The 19,389-nt window shown below is 42.5% G+C and carries 19 protein-coding genes; 17 read left to right on the top strand and 2 right to left on the bottom strand.

Annotated elements, in window-relative coordinates; all coding sequences use genetic code 11:
* From ABS301_RS04110 to spoIVB, 5 genes are all read left to right on the top strand, one after another.
* Nucleotides 1-816, top strand: coding sequence for a TlyA family RNA methyltransferase (locus tag ABS301_RS04110; RefSeq protein WP_349671010.1), 816 nt, complete (start codon nt 1-3; stop codon nt 814-816).
* Nucleotides 817-826: 10 nt separating this feature from the next.
* Nucleotides 827-1,684, top strand: a complete 858-nt coding sequence (locus ABS301_RS04105; RefSeq protein WP_349671009.1) for an NAD(+)/NADH kinase — start codon at nt 827-829, stop codon at nt 1,682-1,684.
* Nucleotides 1,685-1,696: 12 nt separating this feature from the next.
* Nucleotides 1,697-2,146 carry an arginine repressor gene (gene argR / locus ABS301_RS04100; protein ID WP_104435066.1) on the top strand — a complete coding sequence of 150 codons (450 nt, stop codon included), beginning with the start codon at nt 1,697-1,699 and terminating at the stop codon, nt 2,144-2,146.
* Nucleotides 2,147-2,158: 12 nt separating this feature from the next.
* Nucleotides 2,159-3,829 (top strand): DNA repair protein RecN, encoded by a 1,671-nt coding sequence (gene recN, locus ABS301_RS04095; RefSeq protein ID WP_349671008.1) that lies wholly within the window; start codon nt 2,159-2,161, stop codon nt 3,827-3,829.
* A 125-nt stretch (nt 3,830-3,954) separates the two neighbouring features.
* On the top strand, nt 3,955-5,229 hold the full coding sequence (spoIVB, locus tag ABS301_RS04090) for a SpoIVB peptidase (RefSeq protein WP_349671007.1): 1,275 nt from the start codon (nt 3,955-3,957) through the stop codon (nt 5,227-5,229).
* Nucleotides 5,230-5,302: 73 nt separating this feature from the next.
* On the opposite strand, the gene ABS301_RS04085 is transcribed toward spoIVB, so the two are convergent.
* Complete coding sequence (locus tag ABS301_RS04085; RefSeq protein ID WP_349671006.1) at nt 5,303-5,650, bottom strand: PqqD family protein; 348 nt, start codon at nt 5,648-5,650, stop codon at nt 5,303-5,305.
* Nucleotides 5,647-7,557 carry an OPT family oligopeptide transporter gene (locus ABS301_RS04080; RefSeq protein ID WP_349671005.1) on the bottom strand — a complete coding sequence of 637 codons (1,911 nt, stop codon included), beginning with the start codon at nt 7,555-7,557 and terminating at the stop codon, nt 5,647-5,649. Before ABS301_RS04080 ends, ABS301_RS04085 begins: the two co-directional genes overlap by 4 nt.
* A gap of 475 nt (nt 7,558-8,032) precedes the next feature.
* On the opposite strand from ABS301_RS04080, the gene spo0A reads away from it, so the two are divergent.
* From spo0A to ABS301_RS04020, 12 genes are all read left to right on the top strand, one after another.
* Complete coding sequence (gene spo0A / locus ABS301_RS04075; RefSeq protein ID WP_314461473.1) at nt 8,033-8,839, top strand: sporulation transcription factor Spo0A; 807 nt, start codon at nt 8,033-8,035, stop codon at nt 8,837-8,839.
* 98 nt (nt 8,840-8,937) lie between these two features.
* Complete coding sequence (gene glgA / locus ABS301_RS04070; protein ID WP_349671004.1) at nt 8,938-10,383, top strand: glycogen synthase GlgA; 1,446 nt, start codon at nt 8,938-8,940, stop codon at nt 10,381-10,383.
* Between the two features lie 39 nt (nt 10,384-10,422).
* Entirely contained in the window at nt 10,423-10,992 is a 570-nt protein-coding gene (locus ABS301_RS04065) for an HD domain-containing protein (RefSeq protein ID WP_502877934.1), read from the top strand.
* Nucleotides 10,993-11,005: 13 nt separating this feature from the next.
* Nucleotides 11,006-11,464: a divergent PAP2 family protein gene (locus ABS301_RS04060; RefSeq protein ID WP_502877933.1), complete on the top strand. Its 459-nt coding sequence runs from the start codon at nt 11,006-11,008 to the stop codon at nt 11,462-11,464.
* A 111-nt stretch (nt 11,465-11,575) separates the two neighbouring features.
* Nucleotides 11,576-12,133 (top strand): putative ABC transporter permease, encoded by a 558-nt coding sequence (locus ABS301_RS04055; RefSeq protein ID WP_349671003.1) that lies wholly within the window; start codon nt 11,576-11,578, stop codon nt 12,131-12,133.
* An 80-nt stretch (nt 12,134-12,213) separates the two neighbouring features.
* Nucleotides 12,214-12,810 (top strand): Maf family protein, encoded by a 597-nt coding sequence (locus ABS301_RS04050; protein WP_349671002.1) that lies wholly within the window; start codon nt 12,214-12,216, stop codon nt 12,808-12,810.
* Complete coding sequence (locus ABS301_RS04045; RefSeq protein ID WP_349671001.1) at nt 12,807-13,592, top strand: HAD family hydrolase; 786 nt, start codon at nt 12,807-12,809, stop codon at nt 13,590-13,592. The genes ABS301_RS04050 and ABS301_RS04045 overlap by 4 nt, the downstream gene beginning before the upstream one ends.
* Nucleotides 13,593-13,607: 15 nt before the next feature.
* Complete coding sequence (locus ABS301_RS04040) at nt 13,608-14,579, top strand: peptidylprolyl isomerase (protein WP_349671000.1); 972 nt, start codon at nt 13,608-13,610, stop codon at nt 14,577-14,579.
* 28 nt (nt 14,580-14,607) lie between these two features.
* Entirely contained in the window at nt 14,608-14,847 is a 240-nt protein-coding gene (locus ABS301_RS04035; protein ID WP_349670999.1) for a hypothetical protein, read from the top strand.
* Nucleotides 14,848-15,156: 309 nt separating this feature from the next.
* Complete coding sequence (locus ABS301_RS04030) at nt 15,157-17,070, top strand: beta-glucoside-specific PTS transporter subunit IIABC (protein ID WP_349670998.1); 1,914 nt, start codon at nt 15,157-15,159, stop codon at nt 17,068-17,070.
* A gap of 12 nt (nt 17,071-17,082) precedes the next feature.
* Nucleotides 17,083-18,507: a glycoside hydrolase family 1 protein gene (locus ABS301_RS04025; protein ID WP_349670997.1), complete on the top strand. Its 1,425-nt coding sequence runs from the start codon at nt 17,083-17,085 to the stop codon at nt 18,505-18,507.
* 22 nt (nt 18,508-18,529) lie between these two features.
* Complete coding sequence (locus ABS301_RS04020) at nt 18,530-19,387, top strand: PRD domain-containing protein (RefSeq protein ID WP_349670996.1); 858 nt, start codon at nt 18,530-18,532, stop codon at nt 19,385-19,387.
* The last annotated feature ends 2 nt before the right edge of the window (nt 19,388-19,389 follow it).

The raw sequence follows: 19,389 nt of genomic DNA, 5'->3' as shown, positions 1-19,389 counted from the left end.
ATGAAAGAACGATTGGATGTGCTATTAGTAAAACAGGGACATGCAGAGTCCAGAGAAAAGGCGAAAGCCATCATCATGTCCGGAATCGTATTCGTGAACGGTGATAAAGAGGACAAAGCAGGTTCCACATTTGAAGAAACTGCACTCATTGAGGTAAGAGGCAGCACTTTAAAATATGTGAGCCGGGGCGGATTAAAGCTTGAAAAAGCCATGACCCATTTTGACGTTACGCTGGAGGGGAAGGTCTGCATGGATGTAGGCTCTTCTACCGGAGGATTTACGGACTGCATGCTTCAAAACGGCGGGGTTAAAGTCTATGCGGTTGACGTAGGGCACGGGCAGCTTGCGTGGAAGCTTCGCAACGATGAACGGGTGGTCTGCATGGAAAAGACCAATATCCGTTATGTAACGCCGGAGGATATAAAGGACAGGATTGAATTTTCTTCTATTGATGTATCGTTTATATCACTTACTAAAGTTCTTTTACCGGTTAAAAATCTTTTGTCAGAAGACGGAGAGATTGTCTGTCTGATTAAGCCTCAGTTTGAAGCAGGCCGTGAAAAGGTGGGCAAAAAAGGCGTGGTAAGAGAAAAATCTGTTCATCTGGAAGTAATCCAGTCAGTGATCTCTTATGGAATCAGCATTGGATTTGAAATTCTGCACCTGGAGTTTTCTCCTATTAAGGGTCCGGAAGGGAATATAGAATATCTGCTTCATTTAAAAAATCATCCCGCTGGGGAGAGCTTTCCTGATTACAGCGTTAATCCGGAAAAAGTGGTGGAAGAAGCTCACAAAGACTTAAGCGAAGGCAAATAAGGAGTCTGAAATGAAACATTTTTACGTAATCCTGAATCCGGATAAAAAAGGAGCCCGTGAAACCGCGGAGCAGATCCGGGAATTTCTTACTGCCAGGGGGGCAGTCTGCCTGATTGGCAGAGGAGAAAAGGTAGATTGGCAGGCAGGAAAGCATTACACGGACTCAGCCATGGTGCCAAAGGAAACGGAATGCGTGATTACTCTGGGGGGAGACGGAACATTAATTCAGGCAGCCAGAGATTTATCCGGACGCAATTTACCCATTCTTGGAATCAACAGAGGGACTCTGGGGTATTTAACCCAGGTTTCCAGAACAGAAGACATTGAATCGGCGCTGTCAGCCCTGTTTTACGATGACTATAAGCTGGAAGAGCGTATGATGTTAAGCGGAAGTGCATTCAGGGACGGAAAAGAGATTTACCGGGATATCGCTCTAAATGAAATCGTCATAACACGGGGCGAATACTTAAAGATGCTTCATTTTAAAGTATATGTAAACGGGGAATTCTTAACGGAGTACAGAGCAGACGGACTGATAGCAGCTACGCCCACAGGCTCTACTGCCTATAATTTATCGGCAGGCGGACCAATTATTGTACCCGATTCCAAGATGCTTGTGCTCACACCCATCTGTTCCCATGCCCTCAATGCCAGAAGCATTGTGCTTTCTGCAGAAGACAAAATCAGGATTGAAATCGTAGGACAGGAAGGGATCAGCCAGGCTGCAGTATTTGACGGAGATTCAGCAGTCAGTCTTTTACCTGGGGACTGGATCGATATGGAGCGTGCCCAGATCAAGACTATATTAGTCAAATTAAAAAATTTATCATTTTTAGATAATCTTCGAAACAAGATGGCGGGTATATAAGGAGGTGACACGATGAAACTGGAAAGACATAGCAAAATAGTAGAACTGATTGGGAAGTATGAAATTGAAACCCAGGAAGAACTGGCAGATTACTTAAATCAGGCTGGTTTTGCAGTAACACAGGCGACTGTTTCCAGAGATATCAGGGAGTTAAAGCTGACAAAGGTGCAGTCAGAATCAGGGAAACAGCGTTATATGGTACTTCAGAATCAGGGATCATTCAGCGATAAATACATCCGGATATTAAGAGATGGTTATTTATCCATGGATATGGCACAGAATATACTGGTAATCAAGACTGTATCCGGTATGGCCATGGCAGTAGCAGCAGCGTTAGATGCCCTTCATTTCAGTGAAATGGTAGGCTGTATCGCAGGAGACGATACCATCATGTGTGCCATCAGAACGGTAGATGACACCATACTCATGATGGACAAACTGAAAAAACTCATTACGGGATAAAGGAGGCAAGCAATGCTTTCAGAATTACACGTAAAGAACTTAGCATTAATTGAAAAAGCTGATGTGGAGTTTAAAGAGGGACTGAATGTCTTAACCGGTGAGACAGGTGCCGGAAAATCCATAATTATCGGCTCGGTAACCATTGCCTTAGGAGGCAAGGTGCCAAAGGATATGATCAGAAACGGGGCAGAATATGCCTACATAGAGCTGATCTTTACCGTCAGCGATGAAAGAAAGATCCATCTGCTAAAAGAAATGGATGTATTTCCTGACCAGGACGGCATTGTTATAATTTCTAAAAAAATCATGCCGTCTAAAAGTCTCAGCAAAATTAATGATGAAACGGTAACTGCAGGGAAACTGCGGGATATTACCGGCCTTCTCATCGATATTCATGGACAGCATGAACATCAGTCTTTACTCTACAAGTCAGTACATCTGGAGATCCTGGATCGTTACCAGGAGAAAAAGTCCCATGAGCTAAAAATGAATATTGCAGAGACCTACAGAGAATATGTCCGGTTAAAGGAACGGCTTGCGTCATTTCAGCTTGATGAGGATACCAGACTTCGGGAGATGGATTTTATCCGCTATGAGATAGAAGAGATTGAGAATGCCGGGTTAAGAGAGGGAGAAGAGGAAGAACTATCCTCAAAGTACCGTCTGTTTGTGCATGGAAAAAAGATTATGGAAAGTCTGTCTATGGCTTATGATGCAGTGAATTCCGATGTGACAGGGCGGGCATTAAAAGAGGTGGAATCAGCGGCTGTCTATGATGAACGCCTGCTTACCATCAGAGACCAGCTTTTTGATGTGGATTCCATTTTAAGCGACATCAATCATGAAATCACCTCTTATCTGGAGGATTTGTCTTTTGATGAAGAGGACTACCAGAAAATGGAAGAACGTCTTGACTTAATTCACAATCTGGAAGCAAAGTATGGAAAAGGTGTTGACGTCATTTTCAAAAATCTGGAAGAAAAGAAAATCAGGCTGGGTGAATTGGAAGATTATGACCGTTTAAAGCAGCAGACAGAAAAACAGATTCATCTGACTGAGGATAAATTAGAAGGTTTATGCGGACAATTATCCTGTATGAGGAAAGAAACTGCAAAAGAACTGACGGTAAAAATCAAAGAAGGCTTACATGATTTAAATTTTATTGATGTTAATTTTGATATGGAATTTGGCAGACTGGATCACTATACGGCAAACGGTTTTGATGAAGCGGAATTTATGATTTCCGCCAATCCCGGGGAGGCCTTAAAGCCTTTAAAATCCGTGGCTTCCGGCGGTGAGATGTCAAGAATCATGCTGGCAATTAAAACAGTTCTGGCTGATTCTGACGATATTCCAACCCTGATTTTTGATGAAATTGATACCGGTATCAGCGGAAGAACCGCACAGAAGGTTTCAGAAAAGCTTTCTTATATAGCAGCCAATCATCAGGTAATCTGTATTACCCATCTGCCCCAGATTGCAGCCATGGCAGATGCTCATTTTGAAATTAAAAAATCGGCAGAGGCTGGAAAAACCACCACAGGAATCCAGGCACTGCAGGATGAGGAAATTGTGGAAGAACTTGCAAGGCTGCTTGGCGGAGCAGAGATTACGGATGCGGTAAAAGGTAATGCCAGAGAGATGAAGCGTCTTGCGGCCGAAAAAAAGTTAAAAAAGTCATAACTGGTCCAAACACCAGAATTAAATGAATTCAACTAAAATATGACAGAGTGTTTTTAACGAATTCTCACATACTATGAGAGGAGTCAAAAAATTGTCTCCTTTATTCTTCTAAGGAGGTATGTGAGATGGCAAAAAAGAAATTTCATAAACTAATTGTAAGGGCGTTCTGGATCAGCCTGATCTTTTGTATCGGATTCACCTGGTTCTATATGAAACGGGTCATTCCGGACAAATTGAACATCGTTGCAGCAGAAGAAGAACAGTTTCATTTCTCCATGCCTTTTGATGTGACGCTGCATTCCGACAGCGAGGAAGTGGTACTGAACAACGGTTCCAATATTCCTTCTGATCAAATTCACTTACAGGTGAATCAGCCGTTTTCCGTGTATTCCAAGAATCTGGGAAGCTATAAGCTGGGATTGAAGCTGTTCGGCTGGATACAGTTAAAAGATATTCAGGTAAATGTAGTTGATACCAAATACGCTGTTCCTTGCGGTACTCCAGTTGGAATTTATTTAAAATCAAATGGAGTCATGGTAATCGGTACAGGAGACGTAACGAAAAAAGATGGAATGGTTGTAGAGCCTGCATTTGGAGTTTTACAATCAGGGGATTATCTGGAATCAATTAATGGCACCCCACTTAGTGACAAGGAAACACTGATGAATGAGCTGAATAAAATAGGCGCATCGGAAGCTGTTTTAAAGGTCAGAAGAGGCGATGATAACATTGATATTAAGATGAATCCCATAGAAACAGAGGACGGATCCTATAAACTGGGAGTCTGGGTTCGTGATGACACTCAGGGAATAGGAACCATGACCTATGTGGATATGAACGGACAATTTGGTGCACTGGGCCACGGAATCAGTGACAGTGATACCGGGAATGTAGTCCAGATCACAGACGGTTCTCTCTATGAAACAGCAATACTGGGAATCGAAAAAGGAACCTTTGGAAAACCGGGTGTTATGAGCGGAATCATCTATTATGGTCCGGGATCCAACTTGGGAACGATTAAAGAAAATACAGAAGAAGGTATTTTCGGTACAGTAAATGACCGCTTTAAGCAAGGGATATCCCAGGATGCCGTGCCCATCGGTTATCGGCAGGACGTGAAGAAGGGGAAAGCCTATATACGAAGTGATGTTTCTGGAAAAGTGCGTGATTATGAAATAGAAATCCAGCGGGTTGATTATTCCACCACTCATAAAAGCAAGGGAATGGTAATTAAAGTCACAGACCCCGATCTTCTGGCATTGACCGGTGGAATTGTTCAGGGTATGTCAGGTAGTCCTATCTTACAGGATGGAAAGCTGATAGGAGCTGTTACCCATGTTTTTATCCAGGACTCAACAAGAGGCTACGGTATCTTTATCGAAAATATGATCAATCATTAACAATATTTGCCATGAAAAAAAAGGACAGAATCGTAAGCAGTCTTACGGTGCCGTCCTTTTCATTTTCTATTTTTTATTTAAAGGTAATAAATCCATAACTGTGCAGGATATGAAAGTATTTGGATAGACGTTCGTATAGTGGAGATGCTTCCTCTCCGAACTGTTCCTTTACTGAGGCAGAAAGGCTAAGAATATCCCGGCTGCCATCGATGAGACACCATACAAAGCTTCCCATTGGATCCAGATGAATGTGGCTGACTCTGGGTTTATGAAAAAATCTCTGGGTAAGCCGGTGAAAGACGCCTTTGTTTTCCACGTCCAGTGTTACCAGACCGCTTTCTTCAACAGACCAGTGAATATGTTCTGTCCGAATGGGAATCCGGTCTAAATAGTTTTCGCTTTTTTTATCCGTCTGACTCATTTCTTCACTTTCTTCCAGATTGTAAATTTAAGCAGGCTCAGGATCACAAGCCCAAATAAAATCAGACTTCCAAAATCCAGAACAAAAGAAGGAAGATTTAGTTTTGAGGACAGATCCAGAGCCTTGTCCAAACCAAATACTGCTAAAAGCGCAAGCAGGATACCTACCAGGCCTTCCCCTGCAATCATTCCGGAACAGTAAAGCATTCCGTCACTGATTAACTGATCTTTTTCTTTCTTGTCATCTTTTTTCATTCTGTCAAAGTATAAGCGTACCAGTCCGCCTACCATAATGCATGCATTTAACTGGACAGGAAGATACACGCCAATGGCGAAAGGAAGAACGGGAATTCCCAGGATTTCCACAGCTGCGGCTAAGAAGACTCCCATAAATACCAGCGCCCATGGAAGATTGTTATCCATAACACCTTCAATAATCATCTTCATCAGCATGGCCTGAGGTGCACCCAGCTGTTCAGAACCAAAGCCCCATGCTGCATTCAACAGGTATAAAACCCCACCAATGGCAAAGGCAGCAGCAATCACACCGATCAGCTCACCGATCTGCTGCTTTTTCGGAGTAGCTCCAAGCAGGTAACCTGTTTTTAAGTCCTGGGATGTATCACCAGCAATTGCAGCAACAATGCAGATGATGGAACCGATGGCAATTGCGCCTTTCATTCCATGAATTCCGCTATCTCCGGTGGCTTTTAATGTGATGGTGGCAATGAGGAGTGTTGCAATAGCCATACCCGATACCGGGTTATTGCTGCTTCCTACCAGACCTACCATTCTGGAAGATACCGTGGCAAAGAAAAATCCAAAAATTACAACAAGGATGGCTCCTACCAGACTCACCGGAATGACCGGAACCAGCCAGACAATGATGGTAAGAATGGCAATACCTCCAAGAATTGTCTGAAAGCTTAAATCCTGTTCGGTACGAAGTCCGCTGCCTGCATTGTTCTGCCCCAGTCCCTGAATGGCATCGCGGAATGTGCGAATAATTAATGGAAGAGATTTTACAAGGCTGATAATACCGCCTGCTGCAAGGGCTCCTGCACCAATGTAACGGATGTAAGTCCCCCAGATGCCGCCAGCTCCTTTGGCAGCAAACAGTTCCCCAATGGGGACAGAACCCGGATACAGGGTTAAATCGGCTCCAAATAGAACAATTGCAGGGATAAATACCAGCCAGCTGATAACTCCTCCCGCAAACATATAGGAAGATATCCTTGGCCCGCAGATATATCCCACGCTCATAACTGCCGGATAAATCTGTGTTCCAATCTCACCTGCATAACCCTTCACCCGGAAGGATACTTCCCCTGGAACCAGTTTGATACCATCAATAATAAATTTAAAGAAAGCGGCAAAGCCCATTCCGGCAAATACCGTAGAGGCATTGGCACCACCCTCTTCACCCGCTAAAAGAACCTCTGCACACGCGGTTCCTTCCGGATATGGAAGAATCCCATGTTCCTTTACGATCAATGCATTTCGAAGCGGAACCATGAAAAGGACACCGAGGATACCGCCAATGAGAGAGATCAGTGTGATTTCCAGAATACCAGGTGTTTCCATTTTCCCTTCTGCAGCCCATAAAAAAAGAGCAGGCAGTGTAAAGATAGCTCCTGCAGCCAGAGATTCTCCTGCAGAACCAACTGTTTGAACGATGTTGCTTTCCAGTATGGAATTTTTCTTCATCATGACTCTGATCACACCCATGGAAATGACTGCGGCAGGAATTGATGCGGAGATGGTCATACCAACACGGAGACCCAGATAGGCATTTGCAGCACCGAAGACAACAGCCAGAATGATACCCAGAACAATAGAGGTAACAGTTAATTCCGGTGTGACCTTTTCAGCCGGTATGTACGGTCTGAATTCGTTTTGTTCTTTCATTTGTATTTCCCCCTAAAATTTTTATACAGTACCAATTATATCCATTTATTTAAGAAGGGGCAAGTGTTATTGTACTTTTTTAATAATAAAAAAAAATAAAATAATAATTTTATCAGCATAATGCTTAAATTATCATTGATAAAAATATATCTAATCTCTGTGAAAAGCTTTTCATCCCATTTCTTATGTGTTAGTATAAGAGATAGTAGCATTGTTTTTGACGTTTTTTTGACGACAAGTAGTTTCATTTTTCAACACCGGTAAAAAAAAGGGGGAAACGCGGATTCATACCGGGCAAGACCTTTTCTTCATTCGACAGTGGGACAGTTTGGACAGAATCCCATATTCGATAAAATAAACGTTTTTCCTGTCGAATAATGCGATAGAATCACGTTGCGGCATAAGCTGAGGCAAGATTATAATGGCTATACACTAGTTTTCATTTATTTTGAAGAATCAGGAGGAGAGTATCAATATGTCAGAAATCAGTATTGCTATTGCAGATGATAACCTGCAGACCTTAAATCTGCTGAATGATATACTGGAAGGAGAGGAGGACTTTCATGTAGTGGGAAGAGCGGATAACGGCGAAGACGCTTATAACATGATCCTCAAAACAAATCCGGATGTTGTCTTATTGGATGTGATTATGCCGAGAATGGACGGAATTACAGTAATGGAGCGGGTAAGAGGAAACGGTGCTGTGACAAAGATTCCCTCATTTATTATGGTAACTGCCGCAGGAAGTGAGAATATTACCGAAGATGCTTTCCGAATGGGGGCGAATTATTACATAATGAAGCCGTTTAACAAGGAAGTTATCGTCGATAAGGTGCGAAGAGTAGGGCAGAGAAAGACGAAAGTGCCCAGTCTTCAGGGTATGAAAAAGGTGAAACCTTATGTCAATAAGACAGAATACATGGAGCAGAATTTAGAAAACGATGTAACACAGATGCTTCATGAAATCGGAATTCCGGCGCATATTAAGGGTTATCAGTATTTAAGGGATGCCATTGTGATATCGGTACAGGATCAGGAGATGCTTACCTCTGTGACTAAGATTCTTTATCCTTCCATTGCAAAGAAACATCAGACGACACCCAGCCGTGTGGAGCGTGCCATCCGCCATGCCATTGAAGTGGCCTGGAGCCGGGGAAAGATGGATACCATCAACGAGCTGTTTGGATATACCGTGAGTACCGGAAAAGGAAAACCAACCAATTCCGAGTTTATTGCACTCATTGCTGATAAAATAAGGCTTGATTACAAAAAACTTTCATAAAACTTAAGGGAAAGATACTTCCTTATTTTCTGAAAATGCAGTATACTATAGCATAACAGACAATGCCCGGAAGGGATAAGGATAAGGGAGGTTTTTGGATGAAAAAGATTTTGTTCGTTGCATCGGAGGCAGTACCTTTTGTTAAAACGGGTGGTCTTGCAGATGTAGTGGGATCCCTTCCCAAGTGCTTTGATCAGGAGTATTATGATGTGAGAGTAATGATTCCCAAATATCTCTGTATCAAAGAAGAATTGAGAAACCAGATGACTTATGTGGATCATTTCTATATGGATTATCTGGGACAAAGCAGGTACGTTGGGATTCTTCAGTGTGTCTGGGACGGAATCACCTTCTATTTCATTGATAATGAAGGCTATTACCAGGGGCCAAAGCCATACGGAGACTGGTATCAGGATTTAGAAAAGTTCTGCTTTTTTTCAAGAGCCGCCTTATCTTCTCTTCCGGTAATCGGATTTCAGCCGGATGTGATTCATTGCCATGACTGGCAGACCGGTTTAGTACCTGTTCTGTTAAAGGACCGTTTTCGTGAAGGAGATTTCTTCCAAAACATGAAGTCGGTAATTACCATTCACAATTTAAAATTCCAGGGCGTGTGGGATGTAAAGACGATACAGGCACTGACCTGTCTGCCTGATTATTATTTTACACCTGATAAACTGGAGGCCTACAAGGATGGAAATTTATTAAAGGGCGGCATTGTCTATGCAGATGCCATCACGACAGTCAGCGAGACCTATGCTAAGGAGATTAAGATGCCTTTCTATGGGGAAGGTCTTGACGGTCTGATGCGGGCCAGAGAAGGCAGTTTAAGAGGAATTGTAAACGGAATTGATTATGACGAGTTTGATCCCGAGACGGATTCGTATATTGTAGAAAACTATAATCTGCGTAATTTCCGCAAGGAAAAAGAAAAAAATAAAGCTGCGCTTCAAATGGAACTTTCTTTGGCGCAGGATGAAAGTAAGTTTATGATTGGAATCGTTTCCAGACTGACTGACCAGAAGGGACTTGATTTAGTCCAGTGTGTTATGGATGAGTTATGTCAGGACAATATCCAGCTGGTTATTCTTGGTACCGGAGAAGAGCGGTATGAAAATATGTTCCGCCATTATGCATGGAAGTATCCGGATAAGGTTTCTGCCAATATTTATTATTCGGAAGCAATGTCTCATAAGATTTATGCTGCCTGTGATGCATTCCTGATGCCGTCTTTGTTTGAACCCTGTGGTTTAAGCCAGCTGATGGCACTCAGATACGGCACTGTACCTGTTGTCCGGGAAACCGGAGGTTTAAAAGACACGGTAGAACCCTATAATGAGTATGAGAGTAAAGGAACGGGATTTTCCTTTTCCAACTATAATGCTCATGAGATGCTTGGTGCCGTCCGCTATGCACAGCGCATTTATTATGATAAGAGACGTGAGTGGAACAAAATTATCGACCGGGCTATGTCGAAGGATTATTCCTGGAAAACTTCAGCCATGAAGTATCAGGAATTATATGACTGGCTGACTGGCTGTTAAGCCGGTTCACACTATGAAGAAGGAAGCGACAGAATAACCATGAAAAACATGTATTTAACCCCAGAGGAAGAGCAGGAAGCGATAAAGTGGGCAGAAGATGCCTCCTGGGTGGAACGGGAAGATTATAATATGGATTTGGAATACCTTGCCTGTGTAAAGGATATTTTAGACCACAAGGTATTCCAGTCCATGGATCACTATATGCAGCATGGAGATACTACCTGCAAAGCTCATTGCATTAAGGTGTCCTATTTAAGCTACTGCATATGCAGAAAATTAGGTTGGGAATATAAAGAAGCAGCCAGAGCAGGTCTGCTTCATGATTTCTTTCTATATGACTGGCATACTCACGCCAGAGAGACCGGGGAACGTTTCCACGGTTTTACTCATCCGAGGGCTGCTTTAAAGAATGCAGTGGAGCATTTTGATTTAACTGAGAATGAGAAGGACATGATCCTGCGGCATATGTGGCCTCTTACACCGGTTCCGCCCAAGACGAAAGGCGGAATGGTAATAATTTATGCAGATAAATTATGTGGTCTGGTAGAAACTACTGCAAGGATTAAGCGTTGGATATTGTACGGTTTTGGCAGGAAGAGCGCGGCATAAGATGGAGGAAACCATGGAATTTTGGGAAGTGATTCTAAAGAATCAGGTCTTGGTGACTGCTGTTACCGGCTGGCTGGTGGCGCAGGTGTTAAAAACACTGATTGACCTGGCTCTTAATAAAAGTTTTAATCCGGAGAGACTTGTGGGATCCGGCGGTATGCCAAGTTCCCACTCCTCTACGGTTTGTGCATTGACGACCGCCGCCAGTTACCGTTATGGCGTCGGTTCTTTTGAGTTTGCAATCAGCTTCGTACTCTCCATGATTGTGATGTATGATGCTATGGGAGTACGAAGAGAAACGGGAAAGCAGGCAAAACTGCTAAACAGCATTCTCTTAGAAAATCCCCTGAAGCTGAGCGGCGAGATTTTACAGGAAAAATTAAAGGAATATGTGGGACATAGTCCTCTGCAGGTTGGAGCAGGAGCCATACTTGGTATTTTACTTGCAGTTTTTATAGCGCAATATTATTAATAAAAAAGAAAAATTTTGGGGAATCGTAAGAAAATAACCCTTGATTTCTTTAGATATCCATATTATACTTTAACAAGTTAAAAAATTGTTAATTTTGGAGGCAAATTGGATATGTCAATTTATCATAGGATAAACTGTTTTTTCCTATTCAGCTTTCTGGGTTATCTTCTTGAATGCGCTGTACTTAGCTATGAAAACAAAAGACCGGTTTTTAATCGTGGATTTGGGCACGGACCGTTCTGCATCATATATGGATTTGGATCTGTTGGGGCCACAGTGCTTCTCAGCCCTTTCATTGACAGTCCGGTGCGCCTGTATTTCGCCTCTATGGTGATGGCAACTTTCATGGAGCTTGTAACGGCTTATATGATGATTAAGCTGTTTGGATCATTCTGGTGGGATTATAGCAGGAAGTCATTTAACTACAAAGGAATCATCTGTCTGGAGAGCAGTATTGCCTGGGGATTTTTGGGAATCTTTTATTTCCGCTTCCTCAGTGGATTTGTGAATCAGGCGGCAGGTATGATTCCATATGATTTTCAACGTATTACTGGTGTATTTTTGTTGGTTTTCTATGCAACCGATTTTGTATATACCATGAGGATGCAGCTGAAAGCAGACTGTGAGGAAGAGGAGTCGTCCTTAGTGGGACGTCTGAAAGTATATTAAAGAATGGCGGGATTCGTAACGGGTCCCGCCTGTTTGCAATTTCATGAGTCAGGAATTATAATAGAAGAGAGAGGGCACCAATGATAAGAGATTATAAGATTGTGCTTGCTTCGGCATCACCAAGAAGAAGAGAACTTTTAAACCAGATCAGTCTGAATCCTGTGATAGAACCAAGTACGGTTATTGAAGTGATTACGACCAGGGTTCCTGAAGATGCGGTGATGGAGCTGTCTTTGCAAAAAGCAGAAGATGTGGCTAGACATCAGCAGCCTGGTACAATTGTAATCGGAGCAGATACTGTAGTGGCGGCAGAAGGCAGGATTCTTGGAAAACCGGTGAGCCATCAGGAAGCATATGAGATGATTGAATCCTTTCAGGGAAAAACCCATCAGGTCTTTACCGGTGTGACTTTGATTTACTGTGGAAAGAATGGAACGACAGTCCGCAGTTTTGCAGAACGGACCGATGTTCATGTATATCCTATGACTCCGGAAGAGATACGATTATATGCAGAAGATGAGGAGCCTATGGATAAGGCCGGTGCTTATGGAATCCAGGGACGGTTTGCTGCTTTTATCAAAGGGATTGACGGAGATTACAGTAATGTAGTAGGATTGCCTGTGGGACGAGTCTATCAGGAATTAAAGAAGATCTGTGAGCAGGAGGAAAAAGCATGATAAAACTGATTGCATCGGATATTGACGGAACACTGGTGCCAGACGGAGGATATGAAGTTCCGGCTGAGCTTCATGAGATAATATTGAAATTACGGGCAAAGGGCATTCAGTTTGCAGCGGCAAGCGGAAGGCAGTGGGTCAGTATTGAATCCATCTTTGATCCGGTGAAAGAAAAAATATTCTATCTTTCTGATAACGGTGCTTACATAGGCTGTCACGGCAGAAATCTGTTTCTGAATCCAATTGAACGTAAAACTGCCATGGATATGGTGGAAGATGTGAGGAAGACAGAAGGACTTGAGGTTATGCTCAGCGGTCCTGATGTGGTGTATTTAGAGACGAAAGACAGAGATTTTATTGACTGGATGGTTAACAGCTATAAATTTCGAGTGGAAATGGTTGAGGATTTAACAAAAGTTGAGTCTGAATTTATTAAAGTCAGTGTCTACCGGAAAACAGATGTAGAAAGCCATACCAGACAGTTAAGAGAAAAATACAGGGACCGGTTAAAGATTACCATTGCCGGAGATATGTGGATGGACTGTATGAGGCCAGGGACCAACAAAGGTGAGGCGGTAAAGCTTCTTCAGGAGAGTCTGTCCATCACACCAGAAGAGACCATGGCATTTGGCGATCAGCTAAATGATATTGAGATGTTAAATCAGGCATACTACAGCTTTGCTGTTGGCAATGCCAGAAAAGAAGTAAAAGAGGCAGCACGGTTCCAGACCGATACCAATTTGAATCAGGGTGTATTAAAAATATTGAAGCTGCTTTTATAAGAAAGAGGGGTGCGTATGAAGAATCTGCGCAGATACTGGGGAAGACTCCTTATAATTGCGGCGGCAGTATCCGCCATGCTTTCCGGCTGCAAGACGGAGATCCCCCTTGTATCGGAAATCAAGGAAACAAAGCTATATACTCTTCCCCAGTCCATGATTATACTGGCGACTGAGAGGAATAAATATCAACAGCTTTACACCAGCCAGATCTGGGGGGTGGAGCTTCCCGGCGGACAAACATTTGAAACCTATCTCATGGATCAGGTAAGGGAATTTCTTCAGGAGATGAAGATGATGAATCTTCTTGCTGAAAGTAAGGGAGTGACTCTGACCAGCGGGGAGAAGGAAGAGATGCGCAAGGCTTCGGAGGAATATTATAATTCGCTGACTCCTGACGATATTGCTTATATGGGAGTGAGTCAGTCAGATGTAAGATTTATGTATGAGGAGTATTATCTGTCCAATAAAGTTGTTGTGGAGCTGACCAGGGATATGAATCTGGAGATCAGTGACAGTGAGGCCAAGGTAATTGATGTGGAAGAGATCGTGATGACTGACAAAGCTGCGGCAGAAGAAGTCCTTTTAAAGATAAAGGAGCAGGGAGCTGATTTTTCTGCTATTGCCAGAGAATACTCGGAAAATGGAGTAGTTGAACGTAAGATGGGAAGAGGGGAACACCCAGGAGCTTTGGAAGATGCAGCCTTTGGTCTGGCTGAAGGTGAAATCAGCCAGGTGACGGAGAGTCAGGGTAAATACTATATTATTCGATGCGTCAGTGATTACGATGAAGCAGCGACCCAGGAACGAAAGACTGGCTTATATACCAGCCGGAAAAAAGAAGCATTTGACCAGATTTATGCCCAGTTTAAACAGGACAATCCCGTTACATTTGGCAATCATATCTGGAAGGATCTTACATTTTCTAAAGATGATAAAACAACAACCACCAGCTTTTTTGAAATTTATAAAAAATATTTTACTGATTGACCCATAAGGAAGGAAGAGTAGAATACCAATGAAGCAGGAAGAAATTCGAAGTGGTAAAAAACGCAGCCGCAGGCGAAGGGGAAGACGCGAACCGGAACCGTTTATAAAAGTTATCATATTTTTATGTTTCTTTCTGCTTTTGGTTGTACTGACTGCAGGAGGGATGTTTGGGTACCGGTATATTCAGGGGATTAAAACTTCTCCTGAAACCCTGGAATCCAGCAGAGAGGTATTACCGGAAACCATGGGGCAGCTGCCGCAAGAATAAGGGATTGGCTGAATGGCTATGATGAGCAGACTGAGGGGATTTATCTGCCATTCCCTCAGTGATTAAGAAAAGAATAAAATGCTATTGCAAGATTGTAAAAATAATGATATATTATGATTAGGTTGAAGACAACTGAATAAATCATTATGATGACGTGTTACTGGTAATGCAGGCAAGATCGGATTAGACGAATGGTTATAAGACGGATGGGGTATTTTGTCTTATGAAGAGTTCGTTTAATTGGGTCTTTTTATTTTGTCATTCCGGCCGGATGAGGAGATAAGAAAATACTTGAAAGGGGTTTTGTATATGAATTATAATCAAATAGCCAAAGATATCTTGACGAATGTTGGCGGTTCTGGAAACGTAAAAGGACTGACCCATTGTTTTACAAGATTGAGATTTCAATTAAAGGATTCAAAAAAAGCAAACAAAGAAACCATCGAGCATCTGGAAGGAGTAATCTCTGTTGTAGAAAGCGGAGGACAGTTTCAGGTAGTGCTGGGAACCAAAGTAAACCAGGTTTATGATGCCATCATACCTATGATATCCATAGATGAAACAACAGAAATCAGCGAAGAGAAGGTGTCCATCTGGAATCGGATTCTGATTGCAGTTTCTGCTATGTTTACCCCTATGGTTCCGGCGATTGCAGCTTCCGGACTTTTAAAGGGCTTCCTTACCATTGCAAAGATTATGGCAGCGAAACAAGGTGTGGATATTACGGTAAATCAGACATACACACTGATTATGGCTGGTACGGATGCCTTATTCTATTTCATGCCTGTTATTTTAGCTTATACCAGTGCCAAGGTGTTTAAGGCAAATGAATTTATTGCCATGGCTCTTGGCGGTACCATGTGTTACCCGTCAGTCGTCGCACTGATGACTGGGAAAGATGTAGTAAGCATGTTTGGCGTTACCATTACCAAAGCAAGCTATGCTTCCTCTGTTATTCCGATTATCATTGGAGTTTTCATTCTTTCCTATGTGCAGAAATTTTTAGAAAAAGTAATTCCAGAAGTCTTAAAAATCATTCTGGTTCCTGGTTTATCACTTTTAGTTATGCTTCCGGCAACCTTTATGGTATTTGGTCCCATTGGTATCTACATCGGTAATGCGATTACCTTTGTTTACACTGGTATGATGAATTTAAGTCCGGCCATTTGTGGTGCCTTTATCGGCGGTATGTGGTGCGTGTTTGTTATTTTTGGAGCGCATAGAGCACTTCTTCCAATTGGTATTAATGACGTCGCTCAGTTCGGACACCAGAATCTTTTGGCTTTTGCAGGCGCTGCCAACTTTTCACAGGGTGGAGCGGCCCTGGGTGTTATGTTAAAAACAAAAAATAAAGATTTAAAAACAGTAGCGGCTTCAGCAGCAATCTCTGCTTCCGTTTGCGGTATTACGGAACCTGCTATCTACGGATGTAACCTTCGTTTAAAGAGACCGATGATCTACGCCATCATTTGCGGTGCCATTGGCGGAGCGATCATGGGTGTTGGCGGTGTATATGGCGATTCCTTTGCAAACAACGGAATTCTTACCTTTGCAACGTATGCGGCATTTGGTATGAAACCATTTGTGTACTATCTGGTTGGTGTAGGCGTTTCTTTCTTTGGTGCCATGATACTTACTTACCTGTTTGGTTTTGATGAAATGGGAGATAAGAAAAAGAAAACAGAAGCAACCGCAGTTGACCAGACTGCAGAAACAAATACAACTGCAGAAAAAAAGAATCATGAATTAGATCCATCAGAAGCTGATTTATTCCTATATTCACCCATTGAAGGGGAAGCCGTTTCCATGACAAAAGTCAATGACGAAGTATTTTCCTCTATGGCATTAGGAAACGGAATTGCTATTATCCCCGAAAAAGGAGAAGTAGTAGCTCCTGAAGACTGTACCGTAACATTAATCTATCCGACTCTTCATGCACTGGGCCTTATGCTGGATAACGGAGTGGAGATGATCATTCATGTTGGAATTAATACGGTTCAGTTAGAAGGAAAGCATTTTAAGAAGTTTGTAGAAGAAGGCAGTCATATTAAAAAAGGAACTAAAATTCTGTCCTTTGATATTGATGCATTAAAAAAAGAAGGCTACGATACCATTGTTCCGATTATCGTCAGCAATACTCCTGCATTTCAGCAGGTTTCCGGAATTGCAGGAAAAGGGGCTACTCTTGAGAAGTCTGTTATTGCCATCAAAAAAAATCAGTAAAGGAGTTTTGAAATGAACCTATTGAAAACCAAGTTTCCTGATCATTTTTTATGGGGAGCATCCTCATCTGCATTTCAGATAGAAGGTGGCTGGGATGAAGGCGGAAAAGGACCTACAGTTGCAGATATAAACTCCTTTAAGCGTTCTCATTTACAGGCTGACAGTAAAGTTGCCAGCGACTTCTTCCATCACTGGAAAGAGGATATCGCTCTGATGAAAGAGATGGGACTTAATATTTACCGTTTTTCCATTGCCTGGGCAAGAATCATACCAGATGGGGATGGGGAAATTAATCAGGCAGGAATTGATTTTTATAATGATGTCATTCACTGCCTGCTGGACAATGACATTCAGCCTTTTATAACCTTATATCACTTTGATCTTCCCTATGCACTGGTTGAAAAATACAATGGCTGGGAATCCAGAGAATGTGTAAAAGCATTTGAGCGCTATGCCAGGGTCTGCTTTGAAGCCTTTGGTGACAGAGTGACCTATTGGCAGGTTCATAACGAACAAAACCTCATGGTCCGTGTAGATGAACGAGTGAATATTACCGCAAAAGACAGCTGGGAGGCAGACCGTCAGAGAGCGCAGATGGATTATCACATGTTCCTGGCTCATGCACTGGCAGTGAAAGCGTGCCATTCTATCATTCCAAAAGGCAAGATTGGTCCGGCAGTTTCTTCCACCTGTACCTATCCGGAAAGCAACCGTCCAGAAGATGTATGGGCAGCCCGGTTAAATGACTGGTTTAAGACGGATTACTGTCTGGACATGCATTACTACGGCTGTTATCCGGGATACTACATGCGTTACCTGGAGGAGAGAAATATCGTTCCCATTATGATGCCAGAGGATGAGGAAATACTAAAGGGTGCAAAGATGGACTTTATTGCCCTGAATTATTACCGAACCCTTTGCGTCCGGTATCTGCCGGCGGATGATGCTCATCCGGTGGGAGAAAGAGCGTTTCCCATCAATCAGGTTGATTTTGATCAGTATGGATATTTCCATCATCTGAAAAATGAACATCTTGCTTCCAGCGAATACGGAGCACAGATTGACCCGCTGGGCCTTCGAACCGTATTAAATAATTATTATCAGAAATATCATCTTCCTCTTATCGTTACAGAAAATGGACTGGGCACCGCGGATACACTGACAGAAGACGGAAAAGTCCATGACGATTATCGAATTGATTACTTAAGGGCTCATATTCTGGCTTGCAGCCAGGCGATGGAAGACGGAGTTGAGATGCTGGGGTACTCCCCATGGACCTTTATGGACCTGCTCAGCTCCCACGAAGGATTTAAGAAGCGTTATGGTTTTATTTATGTCAATCGTGACGATCATGACTTAAAAGATATGAGCCGGATTAAAAAAGACAGTTTTTACTGGTATCGACGGGTTATCGAAACGAACGGGGAAGAACTCTAAATAACAGAAATGGGGTTTGGTTATGAGGGTTGTTAAGGTAATGAATAATTCTCTGCTGCTGGCGCTTGACGACAGCGGCAGGGAGGTGATTCTGATGGGGAAGGGAATCGGTTTTAATAAATCCATCGGACATCATTTGAAAAGTGAAGACATTGAGAAAGTGTTTGTCTTAAAAGACCGGTCCATATCCAAGAATATTATCCGTCTCGCATCTGAAATTGACAGTACTTATTTTGAACTGGCAAAGCAGGTGATAGACTATGCCATTGAAGCTTATGGGATGGTCCTGATGGAGCACATTTATCTGGGACTTACAGATCATCTTTCTTTTGCTGTAAAAAGATATCAAGAGGGGATTTTAATACAGAATTTTTATACACAGACATTGAAGCGTTTTAATCCCAATGAATTTCAGGTGGGATTATATGCCCTGCAGCTTGTGAGGGAGCAGCTGCAAGTGGAATTGCCCCAGGATGAGGCCGGAAATATTGCCTTTCATTTTATCAATGCACAAACAAATAACTCTTATAGTTCAGACAACCGGACCATATTTGAAACCGTTCAGGGAATCCTGGATATCGTTAAATATAACTTCTCCATTCTCTACAATGAAGAGGGGATCGGTTATACCCGTTTCATTACTCATTTGCGGTTTTTCGCACAGCGGCTTGTAAACGGCAGTCAGGATTTATATGAATATGAAGATTCTTTTTATACCCATGTAATTGAAAGCTGTAAAAGAGAATATGACTGTGTCAGAAAAATCGGGATTTTTATTCAGGAAAAATTTGATTCCAGATTATCCAGGCAGGAGGAAATGTATTTAACAGTCCATATTCATCGGATATTAGAGGAATACTCCCATCAAAATAAGAAATAGAG

The organism is Lacrimispora sp., from assembly GCF_031982545.1.
Lineage (GTDB): Bacteria > Bacillota > Clostridia > Lachnospirales > Lachnospiraceae > Lacrimispora.
The sequence above is the reverse complement of the archived record's forward strand: the minus strand, read 5'-3'. Positions and strand labels throughout refer to the sequence as shown.

What these genes read in the sequence shown, in the direction of transcription:
- ABS301_RS04110 (WP_349671010.1), top strand. Translation starts at nt 1, where the DNA reads ATGAAAGAACGATTGGATGTGCTATTAGTAAAACAGGGACATGCAGAG.
- ABS301_RS04105 (WP_349671009.1), top strand. Translation starts at nt 827, where the DNA reads ATGAAACATTTTTACGTAATCCTGAATCCGGATAAAAAAGGAGCCCGT.
- argR (WP_104435066.1), top strand. Translation starts at nt 1,697, where the DNA reads ATGAAACTGGAAAGACATAGCAAAATAGTAGAACTGATTGGGAAGTAT.
- recN (WP_349671008.1), top strand. Translation starts at nt 2,159, where the DNA reads ATGCTTTCAGAATTACACGTAAAGAACTTAGCATTAATTGAAAAAGCT.
- spoIVB (WP_349671007.1), top strand. Translation starts at nt 3,955, where the DNA reads ATGGCAAAAAAGAAATTTCATAAACTAATTGTAAGGGCGTTCTGGATC.
- ABS301_RS04085 (WP_349671006.1), bottom strand. Translation starts at nt 5,650, where the DNA reads ATGAGTCAGACGGATAAAAAAAGCGAAAACTATTTAGACCGGATTCCC.
- ABS301_RS04080 (WP_349671005.1), bottom strand. Translation starts at nt 7,557, where the DNA reads ATGAAAGAACAAAACGAATTCAGACCGTACATACCGGCTGAAAAGGTC.
- spo0A (WP_314461473.1), top strand. Translation starts at nt 8,033, where the DNA reads ATGTCAGAAATCAGTATTGCTATTGCAGATGATAACCTGCAGACCTTA.
- glgA (WP_349671004.1), top strand. Translation starts at nt 8,938, where the DNA reads ATGAAAAAGATTTTGTTCGTTGCATCGGAGGCAGTACCTTTTGTTAAA.
- ABS301_RS04065 (WP_502877934.1), top strand. Translation starts at nt 10,423, where the DNA reads ATGAAAAACATGTATTTAACCCCAGAGGAAGAGCAGGAAGCGATAAAG.
- ABS301_RS04060 (WP_502877933.1), top strand. Translation starts at nt 11,006, where the DNA reads ATGGAATTTTGGGAAGTGATTCTAAAGAATCAGGTCTTGGTGACTGCT.
- ABS301_RS04055 (WP_349671003.1), top strand. Translation starts at nt 11,576, where the DNA reads ATGTCAATTTATCATAGGATAAACTGTTTTTTCCTATTCAGCTTTCTG.
- ABS301_RS04050 (WP_349671002.1), top strand. Translation starts at nt 12,214, where the DNA reads ATGATAAGAGATTATAAGATTGTGCTTGCTTCGGCATCACCAAGAAGA.
- ABS301_RS04045 (WP_349671001.1), top strand. Translation starts at nt 12,807, where the DNA reads ATGATAAAACTGATTGCATCGGATATTGACGGAACACTGGTGCCAGAC.
- ABS301_RS04040 (WP_349671000.1), top strand. Translation starts at nt 13,608, where the DNA reads ATGAAGAATCTGCGCAGATACTGGGGAAGACTCCTTATAATTGCGGCG.
- ABS301_RS04035 (WP_349670999.1), top strand. Translation starts at nt 14,608, where the DNA reads ATGAAGCAGGAAGAAATTCGAAGTGGTAAAAAACGCAGCCGCAGGCGA.
- ABS301_RS04030 (WP_349670998.1), top strand. Translation starts at nt 15,157, where the DNA reads ATGAATTATAATCAAATAGCCAAAGATATCTTGACGAATGTTGGCGGT.
- ABS301_RS04025 (WP_349670997.1), top strand. Translation starts at nt 17,083, where the DNA reads ATGAACCTATTGAAAACCAAGTTTCCTGATCATTTTTTATGGGGAGCA.
- ABS301_RS04020 (WP_349670996.1), top strand. Translation starts at nt 18,530, where the DNA reads ATGAGGGTTGTTAAGGTAATGAATAATTCTCTGCTGCTGGCGCTTGAC.